The following is a 15,236-nucleotide window of genomic DNA, read 5'->3' on the forward strand; positions in this document are numbered from 1 at the left end:
GTTGGGGTCAGATTCTAGGCACTTTTACGCGCAATCGCACGTTTTTTCAAACTGATTAGCAATAAAGATACAGCCGCAGGTGTTACACCTTGAATTCTTGATGCGGCAGCAAGTGTTTCGGGCTTCATTAGCATCAACTTTTGTTTTACTTCGTTAGACAAGCCTTCTATTACGCTATAATCCATATCGTTAGGTAACGGCGTATTTTCTTGACGACGCATGCGTTCTATATCTTCAGCTTGTCGGGAAATATAACCCGCATACTTCACCGCGATCTGAACTTGCTCTGAAACTTGATCTGATACAACGGATTCAGGTGCATTTTTCAGATTTGCCACGTCTGAATATTCAATACCTGGACGACGTAATAAATCCATCAAACTGTATTCATGCGATATCGGTGTTTCTAATTTAGGGTTAATTATTTCAGATTCGGGAGAATTTGGAACAATCCAAGTTGACTTGAGGCGAGCCGTTTCTAATTCGATGGCCTCACGTTTTTTACAAAAAGCGTCCCAACGAGCATCAGACACCAAGCCTAATTCACGACCTTTTTCCGTTAAACGTAAATCAGCATTATCTTCGCGTAAAATCAAACGATATTCAGCTCGACTTGTAAACATTCGGTACGGTTCTTTAGTCCCCATTGAAATAAGATCATCGACTAATACGCCTAAATAAGCCTCATCACGACGTGGGCACCAAGAGTCTTTTCCTTGAGATAGTAGAGCCGCATTTAATCCAGCCAACAAACCTTGAGCACCCGCTTCTTCATAGCCTGTAGTACCATTAATTTGTCCAGCAAAAAACAGTCTTGGCATATGTTTTGTTTCTAATGAGTATTTAAGATCTTGAGGATTAAAGTAATCGTACTCTATTGCATAACCAGGACGAGTGATATGAGCGTTTTCAAAGCCTTTCATGGAACGAACTAACTCTAATTGTACATCAAACGGCAGCGAAGTTGAGATGCCATTTGGATACAATTCGTGCGTTGTTAAACCTTCAGGTTCAACAAAGATTTGATGTGAGTTCTTATCTGCAAAACGAACTATTTTGTCTTCTATAGAAGGGCAATAGCGTGGCCCAATTCCATCAATCACTCCTGTGTACATAGGAGATCGATCCATGCCAGAGCGAATAATGTCATGCGTTTTTTCATTTGTATGGGTAATGAAACAATTAATTTGAGTTGGATGCAGTGCTTTGTTCCCCATATAAGACATAACAGGCGTAATAATGTCTCCAGGCTGCGCTTCCATGACACTAAAATCAACCGTGCGAGCGTCTATGCGTGGTGGCGTTCCTGTTTTCAATCGATCTACGCGAAATGGTAATGAACGTAATTTTTCAGCAAGACCAATTGAAGGTGGATCACCGGCACGGCCACCAGAGTGGTTTTCTAGCCCAACATGAATTAAACCACCCAAAAATGTTCCTGCGGTTAACACTACGGTATCACTTAAGAAGCGAATGCCTGTTTGAGTCACAACACCACGAGCTTCTCCAGATTCAACAATCAGATCTTCACAAGATTGCTGAAAAAGCCAAAGATTCTCTTGATTTTCCAATGTATGTCGAATGGCGGCTTTATATAAAATACGATCGGCTTGCGCTCTTGTTGCTCTGACTGCAGGACCTTTGCGAGAATTTAAGGTTCTAAATTGAATTCCTGCTTTATCCGTTGCTAACGCCATAGCGCCATCTAACGCATCTATTTCTTTCACTAGATGCGACTTGCCAATACCACCGATGGCCGGATTACAGGACATTTGGCCTAACGTTTCAATATTATGAGTCAATAACAGTGTTTGAACACCCATACGCGCTGAAGCTAGCGCCGCTTCTGTACCTGCATGACCACCACCAACAACAATTACGCCAAAACGACTAGGGAAATTCACAAAAACCTCATACCGATAAATGAATAAAAAACGAACAATCTGATTCGAAGGCCGCCTAGTATATCTTCAAATATTGAAAAAGAAAGGCTCTCAGAAAGACTAACCCCGGTCATCATTAATATATAAATAAGAGTATTACTATGTAATTCTTATTATGTTTATATCTATATAGTAAGACAATTTCTGTGTATAAATATAATAAACATAATTATATCAATTATTTATTGGTTTTAATTCCTGTTATGAACACATGGTACATCATGTGCTGTGGATAAGCTTATTCTGTGGATAAACTGGCAACTTATACACGTGTGGAAAAAGTATCCAATGTTGTTAAATTCTGTGCAAAACATTTAGCCAAGCTGTCACCAAAGTTATGCACATGCGAGATGAGTAATTGTTTTTTTCTTATCTATTTAATTTTAAAGAAAAAAAATGAGTTTTCCTGAGTGTTTTAGATTTTTTCATAAGAAAATTACCCACAAGTAAAAAACTCAAAAAAAGTGTTTTTTTGAGTTTTTTTTATTATTTTTTGTGAAAAACAACGCTTTACAGCGTAAACAGTGAATAACTTATATAAGGATAATTGTTGATAGAGTGATTAGTATGAAAATCATATTTTATGTGAATAAAGAATAGATGAGGTTGATTTATAGGCAGGCTGTTTTTTGTCAATTTGTGAAAAATGCTGAATAGAGAATGTATCTTTATCCAGCATAAAAGTAATTGGCTGCTATTTAATGCTTATTTACCAATACAGAACGAGCCAAAAATACGACCTAAGAGATCGTCACTGGTGAAAGCTCCGGTTATTTCACTTAACGCATTTTGAGCTTCTTTAAGGTCTTCGGCGAGTAACTCGCCAGCACCGAAGTCATGAAGTTGCTCACTGCCTGTGATGAGAAATGTATTGGCTTTATTTAAGGCCTCTATATGACGGCGGCGAGCAATAAAACCGCCCTCTGTTGTACTGTCATATCCCATAATGTCTTTTAAATGTTGCGTTAAATTTTCTATACCAGTATGCGTTTTAGCAGATAATGAAATAACAGGAATGCCGTTCATAATTTCAATCCCGGTACTTTCTTGAGTAAGATCAATTTTGTTACGGACTATGGTCAAATGATGGTGACTCTTTAGTTGACTAACAAACTCAGGCCAAATATTGATTGGATCTAAATTTTTAGTATGCTCACTATCCACCATCAATAAAATACGGTCGGCTTTTTGAATCTCTTGCCATGCTCGTTGAATGCCAATTTGTTCTACTTCGTCTGGGCTTTCTCGAAGTCCAGCAGTATCTATAATATGTAACGGCATGCCATCAATATGAATATGCTCTCTTAAAACATCTCTGGTTGTCCCTTCAATACTTGTGACAATAGCTGAGTCTTTACCAGACAAAGCGTTTAATAAACTTGATTTTCCTGCATTAGGTCTACCTGCAATGACAACATTCATGCCTTCACGAATAATAGAACCTTGTTTTGCTTCTTTTAATACCTTGTGTAAATTGTCCTGTATTCCTGCTAAGTCATTGGCCACTTTACCATCACTGATAAAATCAATTTCTTCTTCTGGAAAATCAATCGCGGCTTCAACATAAATTCGCAGATTAATCAGGGATTCAAGAAGTAGGTCAATACGTTTTGAAAAAGCCCCTTGTAGAGATCGCAATGCGCATTTCGCGGCTTGTTGAGACGATGAGTCAATCAGATCTGCAATGGCCTCCGCTTGTGTCAGATCCATTTTATCATTTAAAAATGCTCTTTCAGAAAACTCACCCGGACGAGCTAATCTTGCCCCCAATTCTAAAGCTCTTTCTAATAACATATCGATAATAATAGGTCCTCCATGCCCTTGTAGCTCAAATACATCCTCTCCAGTAAAAGAGTTTGGACCAGGGAAATAAATGGCGATTCCCATATCAATTTGCTCTTTATCCTTACCTTTAAAAGGCACATAGTGAGCGTGTCTTGCCGTTGGGATAAAGCCAATTATCTGTTCCGCAATAGTAAGACTTGCCGGACCTGATAAGCGTACTATCCCAACCCCTCCTCGTCCTGGTGGTGTGGCTTGGGCGACAATAGTGTCTTTATCAATGGATTGGCTAAAGTCTGTCATATTGTTGAAATTTCCTGAGGTAAGAGTTGTTGCTTAGATTGTCCCTTAGTCTGAAAATAAGCGCAATAATTCTAATGTTCTATAAGGTGTGTTGTAGTAACTAGAGCTATTACTGATTAACAATGGATGCGGCGATTAATCTAGGGAAAGACGAACTTTAGAGATAAAAAAAGGCCAGCCCCATTATTTTAATGGATCTGGCCTATCAATAGACATGGCTAATGATAAAACGTTAGACGTTGCTGTTATACAAGTTACCCCATGACTTTATTCGGTAACCACATCACCATTTCTGGGAACAGCATACACAGTATTAACACACATAATTTGATCAGAACAAATGGTGTCACCGACTTGTATATATCCAGCATGGTAATACCTGGAGGCGCTATACCTTTCAGATAAAAGAGTGCAAAGCCATAAGGCGGCGTTTGTACGGCAATTTCAATATTTAATATCATCAATATACCGAACCAAATAGGGTCGAAACCTAAGGAGACGGCTATTGGTGTAAAAATGGGGGCACACATTAAAACAATAATAAATTCATCAATAATAAAACCAAGTAACAACATAATTACTTGGAATAAGATGATGACCATCATTGGTGATAATCCTAGGTCTTGGGTAAACCCTGCCACCATATTTTGCACACCCATTAATAAATGGAAGTTACTAAATACAGAGGCACCAAAGATAATCCATAAAGCTACACTGACTAATAAAGCGGCCTGCATTCCGGCTTTTCTAACCATACGAGGTTTGAATCGTTTAAATAATATGGCCAGACAAACCGCACCGACGACCCCAATAGCGCCAGACTCTGTTGGCGTAGCGATACCAAAAATAATACTGCCTAAAACCGCCACAATTAAGAGTAAAGAAAGTAAACCATCACGCGCGGTAAACCATTTTTCTTTTAATGTCGGTGCCACATCAGGTACTTTATCTAGAGGTGCTTTGGAGTGGTCCAATTTACAAGAGATAACAACATAGGTAATCAATAGAACAATAGTAATCGCCGCGGGTACCAGTGCTGCAATGAACATACGACCGACTGAATTCTGTGTTGCTGAAGCAAACATGATCATCGGAATACTGGGCGGAATTAAAATCCCCAGACCACCACCAGCCATAATAACGCCCAAAGCTAAACGCTTGTTATAGCCTCTTTCTAACATAGGACGTAATGCAATACTGCCAGAAGTCATGATGCCCGCACCAATAATACCTACCATGGCACCAATCATAGAACAGACTATGATAACGCTAATGGCTAAAGAGCCACGTACACGGCCTATCAACATTTGACTTGCATTGAACATAGCATCGCCAATGCCTGAACGTGTTAGTAGCTGTCCCATGTAGATATACAATGGAATGGCTAACAGAATAAAACTAAAATGCGTTGCTTCTAAAGTGGACGGTATTACGTTAAATAGAGCGTCCCCCCAAGTAACATAGCCAACGGCCATAGCGATGCCACCAAGTGCCAACCCAACTGGTGCACCCAATGCAAATGATATTAAAATACAGAACAACAATATGCCTGTGAGAACCTCAATACTAATCATTTGCTATTTCCTCTTCTTCGCCTCTGATGAGGTCAGGTAATAAAATCTTACCTGTAAACAAATTGTACCCATCTTCAAGGATGTCACTTAACAGTTGTAATACTAATATGCCACTAGCAACGGCCATCATGACCCAGTAATGGTGCATGTGCGGAGCCCACTCACTTTGACGGCGATAATCAAACTCAATTGATTCGAAAAACTTTTCTAAACTCATTTTAAAAATGATGGCGACAAAGAAAATCGCTAACATAAATGAGAAAATATTAAATGCGCTACGAACTCGCGGAGAGACTTTATTATATAAAATATCGACATTGATATGAGCACGTTGCTGTTGAGCATAAGCTCCACCTAACGCAGCAATGTAACCAAAGCAAAATAAAGAAAGGTCATACGCCCAAATGGTTGGTTTATTAAGGAAGTAGCGAGAAAAAACTTCAAATGCGACTACAAATGCTAAAAATGGCATGGCATAGGAGATAGATTTGCCAATAAAAGTCACAAGAGCATGAGTTCCTAGGCAGTAACGTTTAATTAAGGTTACTAACATGATTTTTTACCTTTGATCGTTAACATATAAAATTAAGGAGACCGAAGTCTCCCTAGTTTTATCTGTATATGGCTATAATGAAATAGACATTAACCTATATTATTGATTATTCTGCTTCTGCACGAAGAACATCAATTAACTGCTTGCTGTATTTATCGGCTTCAGCGTACTCATCCCAAAGGTTAGCTCCAGCCGCTTTCCAAGCCGCTACGTCAGCCGCACTTGGTTCAGGACTCCATTCTAGACCTTTAGCTTGCATTTCTTTAAGCGCTTGCGTTTCCCAAAGAGTCGATTTATTTAGCTGATCTTGAGCATGAACGGTTGTGGCGGCTTTAACAATCGCTTGTAGATCTGGAGACAGTTTAGCCCAAGCACCTTTATTAACAATGATGGGTAATACTTGTGCGCCCGCTAGAGGAAGTTTGTACATGTATTTAGCGACTTCAACGTGGTTACCATCGCGGTGATCAATTAGGTTTGAACCAATTGAACCATCAATAACGCCTGTTGAAAGACTTGTGTAAATTTCACCCCAAGCTAAAGATACTGGAGAAGCGCCTAGATTACGTAAGAATTTGCCGTAAGCGCCTGGAGCACGAATTTTCATGCCCTTAAAATCGTCAATTGAGTTGATTTGTTTTTTAGAAATAACGTAAACAGCTGGTTGGATGTAAGGATCTAACCAAACAAGACCTTGATCACCGTATGCTTTTTCTAGAATCGGAGCCCAACCTTTTTCATGGAATAACGTACTCAATTCTGCTGCGTTGTCAGTGCCACCAGGTAGGCCTATTTCAACGATACCTGCTGGCAGTTCACCCGCATTGAGTGATTGGAACGTGGCTCCCATGGTGACCAGACCGGTTTTAACTGCGCCAAAAATACCAGTAGATCCAACCCCTTCACCTGAGTACAAAACTTGAACCTTGATGCGTCCATTGGACATGGTTTCAATGTTTTTACCTAGACTTTCGTAAACTTCACCAAACGCTGAACCACGGCTATATAGGTTGGCGAAACGCCAGTTGTGTTCAGCGGCTTGAGCGGCCGTAGATGCAACAGCGCTTAAACCCAGAGCAACAGCAAGAGAACTGACTACCAGTTGCTTTTTAACTTTTTTTATAGTCTTTAACATGAACCACCTCGTGAACCATTATGATAAAACATCATATTCTTTACGAATATAACACCTTGTGCTATCGATACTTTCAAAAAGGCCACGCCTATTAAAGCGCGCAAAATACATCTAAAGTTTTGTTTTCGTCAAACAAATTAATATTCAAAAGCCCTTATAAATCAGCTAAATAGATATTTTTATACGCACTGATAAAATGCCAAATATTTATTTCTTGCGCTATTTTATTATTTTCTTTTTCTTTTTAATAAAAATGAAGTGTGCCTATGGTATTGAAAAAGTACACTTTTTTTACACTTTTAAGGTTTTTTATAGGGATTTAAATGACTGAAAAAAACGCACCTTAACGGTGCGTTGGTTTCTATAGAATGCGTAAAGGTGATTTTTTTTGCCGTGAAAGTTACGAAATTTCGAATTGTGAAATCTGCTTTGTCAGTTCGATGGCTTGATTATGAACATTTTTATTTGCGGTTTTCATTGATTGAATCGCTTGATAATTGTCTTTTATCTCAAGCGCTATTCCATCCATATCGTGAGCCATTTGCGATGTGGTTGTTGCCACTTCTTTTATGGATTGACTGATTTCTCTGGTATTGTTCATAGCATCTTGGGTATTTTGTTCCACCTGGTGGATTGTGGTTACCGCATTTTTACCCAATACCTTACTTTTCTCTACTTGTTGTAAGCTAAGAGTCATAGACTGAATAACGTCTTGAGTTTCTTGCTGAATGGCTTCGACTCGAGAGGTAATATCTCCCGATGCCTTTACTGTTTGTTCTGCTAATGCTTTGACCTCATCGGCCACCACCGCAAACCCTCTACCTGCTTCTCCTGCGCGTGCGGCTTCAATTGCCGCATTAAGAGCCAATAGACTGGTCTGTTGGGCAACTCCTACAATGAGATCAATGACCAGATCAATTTCTTTTGATTGAATGCCTAATTTAGAAACACTTTCATTGGTATTACTGATCGTACTGGAGACATGGCTAATACTGGTCATGGCGTCTTGCATGGCCGTTACGCCTAGACGAGCGGATTCATGCGCGGTTTGGGTTGCGTCTTGTACCGCTAACGTCATATTAAGAACATTGTCTGCTGTGACCGAAATTTCTTCTGTTGATGACGCTAAAGTATCACTTTTTATATTAATTCTTTCACTGCCTCCAATAATGGTTTTAATACTGTGATCAAGCTCATCTGCTGTCGCCACCAGTTTCTTATTACTCCCTAAAAGGTGGCCGATTAAATCTCGTAGCCCGTTAGACATAGTATTTGAAGCAATCAGTAATTGTTGAAATTCATCTTTATCAGAGCGATTCGTCTCTATTTTGTGATCTTTTAACTTCCCTTGAGCGACTTCGGTTAATACTTCTAATACGGCCTTTAAATTGCGGTTTAAAGAACGAATGACAGTAGCCAAAACGAAGCCAACAATCATGGCGAGTAGCAGACAACCAATAACCAAAGATTGTCGAGCTTGTTCTGCTGTACTTAACGAACGGTCCTGTGCTTTTGAGAGCAAATTATTTTGCAAATACAACACGCTTTCATAGATGGATTTGGTTACCTTATTACTCAGATGAATAAGGTTTTTTTGATGATTATTCAAGCGAATTGAGAGCTCAATAACCGGGGCTAATGCGTCTTCGTATGTTTGAATCATGGGATTAAAGACATCCCCAAAACCGATATTATCAATGTTGCTTTTTAACGTGTTAATAGACTCTTTTAATTTGTTTGCGTGGTTCTCATCACTGTAAGCCAGAAAGTCTTTTTCAAGGTTGCGTACTTCTTTAAAGCCTGCCGCAAAGTTCGCTAAAGGCTTAAGTTGCTCTGCCAGTAATGCGGCCGATTGATTTAGCTCCCCTAATGCTCCAGTGTCTCCACTGAGACCTAAGCTTTTTTGAGTAGTTAAGTTATTGTTAATGAGCTCAAGGTAGTTTGGTAAGACGGTTTGATTTTGAAAAAGTAATTCTTTGCCTACTTTGTCAATTAGATCGGGTCTAATTAGAAAGCCTTTAGCAATACTGTTTTCTATAGCAATGAGCTCTTGGCTTAATAAATCAATATTGTCTTTATTCAGTTGTGTCATTTCTCTTTCGAATTTAAGCAATGATACTTCTAGGTTTTTGACTTGATTTGTGAGTTCATTGAGCTCTCTTGCGTCGTTTGAGGCATGCGATATTTGCGCTAAGTTATAGACAGAATAAGCACCAAAACCAGCGTAACCGATGCAAACTAGGAGAGCGATAGAAATGAGTTTTTGACGTACGGATAAAGCAATGGTCATGTTGATATCCTCTAGACAGATACTTATTCACAAAGGAATAAGCTAACGGAACATAAAAAAAGGCCTGTTTAAATTTCACGAGATAAACAGGCCTAAAAAGTATGCTGGAAGCATTAAGATAACCTGCAAGAGAACAGTTTAACTTAAGGGTTTTCAAACGAGCTGATTCGTCCTAAATCCAGTATGGATCGACTGCTATGGTGTCGTACTGTACTCGCTTTATTTACAGTAAAGGACTCTGAAGAGCTATAGAATCGTTAAGAATCAATGTAAAGTTAGACGACAAACAAACTAATCAAGGTTAATTGCCATGTATTACCTTGTTGCGATGTATTACTTTGTCCCAACGTGAAAAGAAAACCTTTATAACGCATTGCTAACTGGGTAATTTGAGTGTCCTATTTGCAAACATGAGTGGTGCTTTCTTAATTTTAAGATAGTCTGGATAGATTAGGAGAAATGATGAGTATCAAGAATTATTCACTGGGTCAGGTAGGCGATTACGAAATTAAGCAATTAAAAGTGTTTAAAACCGTTGTCGATTGCGGTGGCTTCTCTGCGGCTGAAACCTCACTTAATATTGGTCGTTCAACCATTAGCTTACATATTTCTAATCTAGAATCTCGTCTTAACTTGGTTTTATGCAAGCGAGGACGAGCGGGCTTTTCGCTTACAGAGGAAGGTGTCATTATCTATAAAATGACAGAAAACCTAATTGAATCTCTGGATGAGTTCCGCACGACAGTGAATAATTTGAACTCCAGTTTGACCGGTAAGTTGAGAATCGCTCTTTCAGATAAAGTGAGTCTTGATCCCCGTAGTCATTTTCCAGAATTGATTCAACGTTTTTCGATTGAAGCATTGGATGTCTCAATTACGACCAATATTTCTTCCATGTCGAATATTGAGCGTATGATTTTAAATGATGAGGCTGATGTTGGTTTTATTCCTTATCATCGCAAGTTGGATGGTTTGGATTATGTTCACTTATACAGTGATAACTGCTATCTGTATTGCGGTAAAAGTCACCCACTCGCGTCTCTTTCAGAAGTCGAGCAATCCGAACAAGCTGATATTTTTCCTGCTACTCATGCTGGCTTAAAACCCCATGAAGCGGTTAGCCATCAAATCTCTCATATGAATTTAACGGCTATTTCATACTTTTATGACAGTCGGTTAGCGCTTATTCTATCGGGCCAGTACATAGGCTTTTTACCAGAAGCCTATGCACAACCTTATTTAGAAAAGGGTGACATAGCGGTCGTAGCCCCAAATGAACGATCCTATACGTTGGGAGTGGCGGTTATTTCGAAAAAAACAGCACAACCCAATAAACCTAGGGAGCTTTTCCTCAAGGTATTGCATCAAACTGTGGATGAGCTGGTGGTTGCGCCTTATTAAGTCGGTCGAAACAGGCTTATCCACTATTTATCTTTAGGGTGAGCAAAAATATAGCCATCAAATTCTGGGTCATCTGTGTCAGATAATGTAAATAAGGTTTGCTTTACATTTTCTAAATGTTGCCACATGGCTTTTCTAGCGCCTTCAGCGTTGCGTTTTCGTAATTGTAAAAGGACCTGTTTATGATCTTCTATCCATTGACCGTGGTATGACGAGTCGTTAATTCTTGCATGTAATTTTTGCCACATTGGGTTGCCGTCTCGCATATCCCAAATTCTGGTAACCGTATCGAGTAATAAGGTGTTCTGAGTGGCTTTCGCGATTAATAAATGGAAGTCTCTGTCCGCTTTATTGGATTTTTCTACTGAGCTAAGCTCTGCACCCTCAAGATCAAGCGTTTCTTGCAACTGCTGGATATCTGCTTTGGTAATTGAAAGAGCCGCTTGAGCGGCAATGGTGCTTTCTAGAACTTGCCTTGCTTGGAGTAATTCGAAAGGACCGACATCAGAGACTTTATCGACGGTTTGTGAAGACAAATTATTTTTCAAATAGCTTCCAGAGCCTTTCCTTACTTCTATAAGTTCTTCTATTTCCAACATAATAAAGGCTTCTCTAACTAAGGTTCTGCTCACCCCAAATAGTTCTGCATAAACTCGCTCAGTGGGAAGTTTATCGCCAATATTAATATCTGATTTTGCAATTTCTTGTTTAATTTTCTCGCCAATTTCTCTGTAGAGTCGTTCTGCCATAGGATGATTCTTAGTGATGGTATTGTAAATTATCTGGTATGCCATTTTCCTGCAACCCCATTAAAAAGTCGATATTTTAATGACGAATAGACAAAAAAACATTTAAATGGCATGCCAATTTAGTTAAATAGACTTGTTTAAATCATTTTTTCGCGTTATTTTACGCTTTAATGTGTATTTTGGTATGCCAAAAATAATAATTAGGTATCTTTTCATGATAATTCGATCTGCAAAAGTGATAGTGACATGCCCTGGACGTAACCTTGTCACCTTGAAAATAGAAACGGATGAAGGCGTTCATGGCATCGGTGATGCGACATTAAATGGGCGTGAAAAATCAGTCGTCTCCTATCTTGAAGATCATGTTATACCCACTCTTATTGGTAAAGACCCACAACGTATTGAAGATATTTGGCAATATTTATATCGCGGTGCTTATTGGCGTCGAGGTCCTATTTCTATGACAGCCATTGCGGCTGTTGATGTCGCATTATGGGACATCAAAGCAAAGCTAGCGGACATGCCTCTTTATCAATTATTGGGCGGTAAAAGCCGAGAAAAAGTGATGGTGTACGGACATGCCACAGGAATTGATATTGATTCTTGTCTTGAAGAAGTTCGAAAACATGTCGAATTGGGTTACAAAGCGGTTAGAGTTCAATGTGGCATACCAGGTGTTGCTACGACCTATGGTGTAACAAAAGAAGTGGGTAAGCCTTATGAACCTGCGGACTCTGATTTACCTGATGAGCATGTTTGGTCAACGGAAAAATATTTAAACCATGTGCCTTCTTTATTTGCGGCTGTGCGAGAAGAATTCGGTGAAGATTTGCATATATTACATGATGTTCACCATAGATTGACTCCGATACAGGCGGCTCGATTAGGTAAAGCCGTCGAGCCCTATCATCTATTTTGGCTTGAAGATTGTACACCGGCAGAGAATCAATCGTCGTTTGAACTGATTCGCCAACATACAACAACACCGCTGGCTGTTGGAGAAGTTTTTAATAGCCTGCATGACTGCCAAGACCTTATTCAAAAACACCTTATTGATTACATTAGAGCCCCTATTTCTCATGCTGGAGGCATTACTAATGTGCGTCGTATCGCGGACTTTGCGGCTATTTTTCATGTTAAGACAGGCTTCCATGGTGCGACAGACCTCTCTCCTGTTTGTATGGGCGCTGCGCTGCATTTCGATACTTGGGTGCCGAACTTTGGCATTCAAGAGCACATGCCTCATACCAAGGAAACCGATTTAGTTTTTCCTCATGCTTATGAATTTAAAGATGGCTTTTTCACGCCTGGCGAGGTTCCTGGTCATGGTGTCGATATAGATGAAGAACGTGCCGCGAAATACCCTTATAAACCTGCTTATCTTCCGGTCAATCGCCTAGAAGATGGCACCTTGTGGAATTGGTAGAAAATTATGAAAGCGTTTCAAGTAGAGAGTGTTAATAACTATGCTTTGATTGATACCAAGCAGCCTACCGCAGAGGCTGGAGAAGTATTGATTAAAACCGCTTTTGCCGGAATTTGCGGATCGGATCTGCATATCATTCATGGGCAAAACCCTTTTGTTCAGTTTCCTCGAATTACGGGGCATGAGTTTTCTGGGGTTGTCGCCGCCGTTGGCGAAGGTGTCAGCCACGTGAAAATCGGCGATCAAGTCTGTGTTGATCCCGTTATTAGCTGTGGTGAATGTTATGCCTGCCGTGCTGGTCGTTTTAACGTTTGTGCGAATCTACAAGTGTTTGGCGTTCACCGTAATGGCGGCTTTGGAGAATTCACCAGTGCACCTGCAAGTAATGTCTTGGTACTTCCTGACAATGTCACGCTTGAGCAAGCGGCCTTAGTCGAGCCTTATTCTATTGCGACGAATGTGTTGTCTCGAATGGAGCCAATTCCCGGCGATAGTCTACTGGTGTATGGCGCTGGTGTGATTGGTTTGACCATAGTGCAAGTGGCGAAAGCCATAGGAATAGAGCGAATCATTGTGACTGACATTGTTGATGAACGCTTAGAAAATGCAAAATCCTTAGGGGCAACCGATGTCATTAACAGTCAGCGTGACAATGTCGAAAATTGTATCCAAAAATTGACGAAAGGAGAAGGTGTACCCCTTATTGCCGATGCGGCTTGTATACCCGCTTTACTCCCTGAAATTCTAAGAATGGCTTGCCCTGCAGGACGTATCGGGCTGCTTGGCTTTAGTTCAACACCAAGTGATTTAGCTCAAATTGAAGTGATTAAAAAAGAATTAACGATTGTGGGCTCCCGCTTAAACAATCGACGTTTTCCTCAAGTACTCGATATGATCGCTTCAGGCCGTTTAGACCCTTTGGCTTTGATTAGCCATCGAATTGGACTAAATGACATGGGTGATGGCATTCAACTTATGGAAAACCACCCAGAATTGACTCGCAAAATTCTTGTTGAAATGAGTGAGTGATCAATAACCTTAAACGTAAATCTAATAATAAAAACGGAGTTACCTATGATCAAACCAATGATAAAAGCGGCCTTAATGTCTTCTATTTTGTTGTCTGGAATGTCCCAAGCGGCCGATGTCACATTAAAGTTTGGCTACCCAGCAAACGAAGAAAACATTTGGCATAAAGCGGCTTTGGAATTTAAAAAAGTGGCGGAAACAGACTCAAATGGTCGCATCGAGGTAAAGCTTTATCCTAATGAACAATTAGGTAAAGAGATGGATGTAATCAATAGTATCCAACTTGGCACGGCTGATATGACCATCACCGGTGAGTCGCTGCAAAATTGGGCGCCTAAAGCCGCTTTAATGGCCGTTCCTTATGCTTTCACTAGCTCAGAGCAGTTGAAAAAAGCGGTTAATGGTGATGTTGGTAAAGAAATTAGTGACCAGATCGCTGAACGAACAGGCCTTAAAACAATGGCATGGTTTGAACGTGGTCCTAGACACCTGACATCTAATCGTAAAATTATGTCCCCAAGTGATTTGGATGGGCTAAAATTACGTGTACCTAACGTGCCTTTGTTTGTGAAAACATGGCAGACGCTTGGCGCCAAACCGATCCCAATGGCATTCAGTGAAGTGTTTACGGCTTTGCAGCAAAATACAATTGATGGACAAGAAAACCCTCTTAGTCTGATTAACAGTGCCAGCTTTTATGAAGTACAGAAATACGTCAATTTAACGGGTCATGTTCGTAGCTGGATTTATGTTGTTATAGGCCAAGATAAGCTAAATAACATGCCTGCCGACTTACGAGACATTGTGTTAGATGCGGGTCAGAAAATGCAGAACTATGAGCATGCTATGTTTGCGGCAGATGAAGCAAAACTTCGATCTATCCTAGAAGAACGCGGTATGACCTTTGTTGACCCTGATCTTAATGCCTTTAAAGCCGCGGCCCAAAAAGCCGTGCAAGACGCGCTTACTCCAGAACAATTAGCACTCTATAAAAAGCTCTAAATAGTCCGTTTAAGACGCCTATTTTCGTCTAGAGTACGAAAATAGGCCC

General features: G+C 40.0%; 11 protein-coding genes. 4 read left to right on the forward strand and 7 right to left on the reverse strand.

Features of this window, described 5'->3' with window-relative positions; translation table 11 throughout:
- Positions 1 to 14: 14 nt before the first annotated feature.
- The 6 genes from mnmG to IEZ33_RS19835 form a co-directional block, all read right to left on the reverse strand.
- Positions 15 to 1,904 (reverse strand): tRNA uridine-5-carboxymethylaminomethyl(34) synthesis enzyme MnmG, encoded by a 1,890-nt coding sequence (mnmG, locus tag IEZ33_RS19810; RefSeq protein WP_191601695.1) that lies wholly within the window; start codon positions 1,902 to 1,904, stop codon positions 15 to 17.
- A gap of 744 nt (positions 1,905 to 2,648) precedes the next feature.
- Positions 2,649 to 4,028 carry a tRNA uridine-5-carboxymethylaminomethyl(34) synthesis GTPase MnmE gene (mnmE, locus tag IEZ33_RS19815; protein WP_191601696.1) on the reverse strand — a complete coding sequence of 460 codons (1,380 nt, stop codon included), beginning with the start codon at positions 4,026 to 4,028 and terminating at the stop codon, positions 2,649 to 2,651.
- Between the two features lie 254 nt (positions 4,029 to 4,282).
- Positions 4,283 to 5,602: a TRAP transporter large permease gene (locus IEZ33_RS19820; protein WP_206696882.1), complete on the reverse strand. Its 1,320-nt coding sequence runs from the start codon at positions 5,600 to 5,602 to the stop codon at positions 4,283 to 4,285.
- Positions 5,595 to 6,155 carry a TRAP transporter small permease subunit gene (locus IEZ33_RS19825; RefSeq protein WP_191601697.1) on the reverse strand — a complete coding sequence of 187 codons (561 nt, stop codon included), beginning with the start codon at positions 6,153 to 6,155 and terminating at the stop codon, positions 5,595 to 5,597. Before IEZ33_RS19825 ends, IEZ33_RS19820 begins: the two co-directional genes overlap by 8 nt.
- Before the next feature lie 106 nt (positions 6,156 to 6,261).
- Entirely contained in the window at positions 6,262 to 7,290 is a 1,029-nt protein-coding gene (locus IEZ33_RS19830; protein WP_191601698.1) for a TRAP transporter substrate-binding protein, read from the reverse strand.
- A gap of 400 nt (positions 7,291 to 7,690) precedes the next feature.
- Positions 7,691 to 9,580 carry a methyl-accepting chemotaxis protein gene (locus IEZ33_RS19835; RefSeq protein WP_191601699.1) on the reverse strand — a complete coding sequence of 630 codons (1,890 nt, stop codon included), beginning with the start codon at positions 9,578 to 9,580 and terminating at the stop codon, positions 7,691 to 7,693.
- Between the two features lie 462 nt (positions 9,581 to 10,042).
- On the opposite strand from IEZ33_RS19835, the gene IEZ33_RS19840 reads away from it, so the two are divergent.
- Positions 10,043 to 10,981, forward strand: coding sequence for a LysR family transcriptional regulator (locus IEZ33_RS19840; protein WP_191601700.1), 939 nt, complete (start codon positions 10,043 to 10,045; stop codon positions 10,979 to 10,981).
- A gap of 23 nt (positions 10,982 to 11,004) precedes the next feature.
- Here the strand turns inward: IEZ33_RS19840 and IEZ33_RS19845 are convergent, their stop codons facing one another.
- Positions 11,005 to 11,775: an FCD domain-containing protein gene (locus tag IEZ33_RS19845; RefSeq protein WP_240009584.1), complete on the reverse strand. Its 771-nt coding sequence runs from the start codon at positions 11,773 to 11,775 to the stop codon at positions 11,005 to 11,007.
- Positions 11,776 to 11,944: 169 nt separating this feature from the next.
- Here IEZ33_RS19845 and manD point away from each other — a divergent pair, with 169 nt between their 5' ends.
- From manD to IEZ33_RS19860, 3 genes are read left to right on the forward strand one after another with little or no spacing between them, the layout of a single operon-like run.
- Positions 11,945 to 13,156 carry a D-mannonate dehydratase ManD gene (gene manD / locus IEZ33_RS19850; RefSeq protein WP_191601701.1) on the forward strand — a complete coding sequence of 404 codons (1,212 nt, stop codon included), beginning with the start codon at positions 11,945 to 11,947 and terminating at the stop codon, positions 13,154 to 13,156.
- A gap of 6 nt (positions 13,157 to 13,162) precedes the next feature.
- A complete protein-coding gene (locus IEZ33_RS19855; RefSeq protein ID WP_191601702.1) occupies positions 13,163 to 14,185 on the forward strand; it encodes a Zn-dependent oxidoreductase in 1,023 nt (340 codons plus the stop codon).
- A gap of 45 nt (positions 14,186 to 14,230) precedes the next feature.
- Positions 14,231 to 15,187 carry a TRAP transporter substrate-binding protein gene (locus IEZ33_RS19860; RefSeq protein WP_191601703.1) on the forward strand — a complete coding sequence of 319 codons (957 nt, stop codon included), beginning with the start codon at positions 14,231 to 14,233 and terminating at the stop codon, positions 15,185 to 15,187.
- Positions 15,188 to 15,236: the final 49 nt, after the last annotated feature.

Origin of the sequence: Marinomonas algicola (assembly GCF_014805825.1) — a bacterium.
GTDB classification, from domain to species: domain Bacteria; phylum Pseudomonadota; class Gammaproteobacteria; order Pseudomonadales; family Marinomonadaceae; genus Marinomonas; species Marinomonas algicola.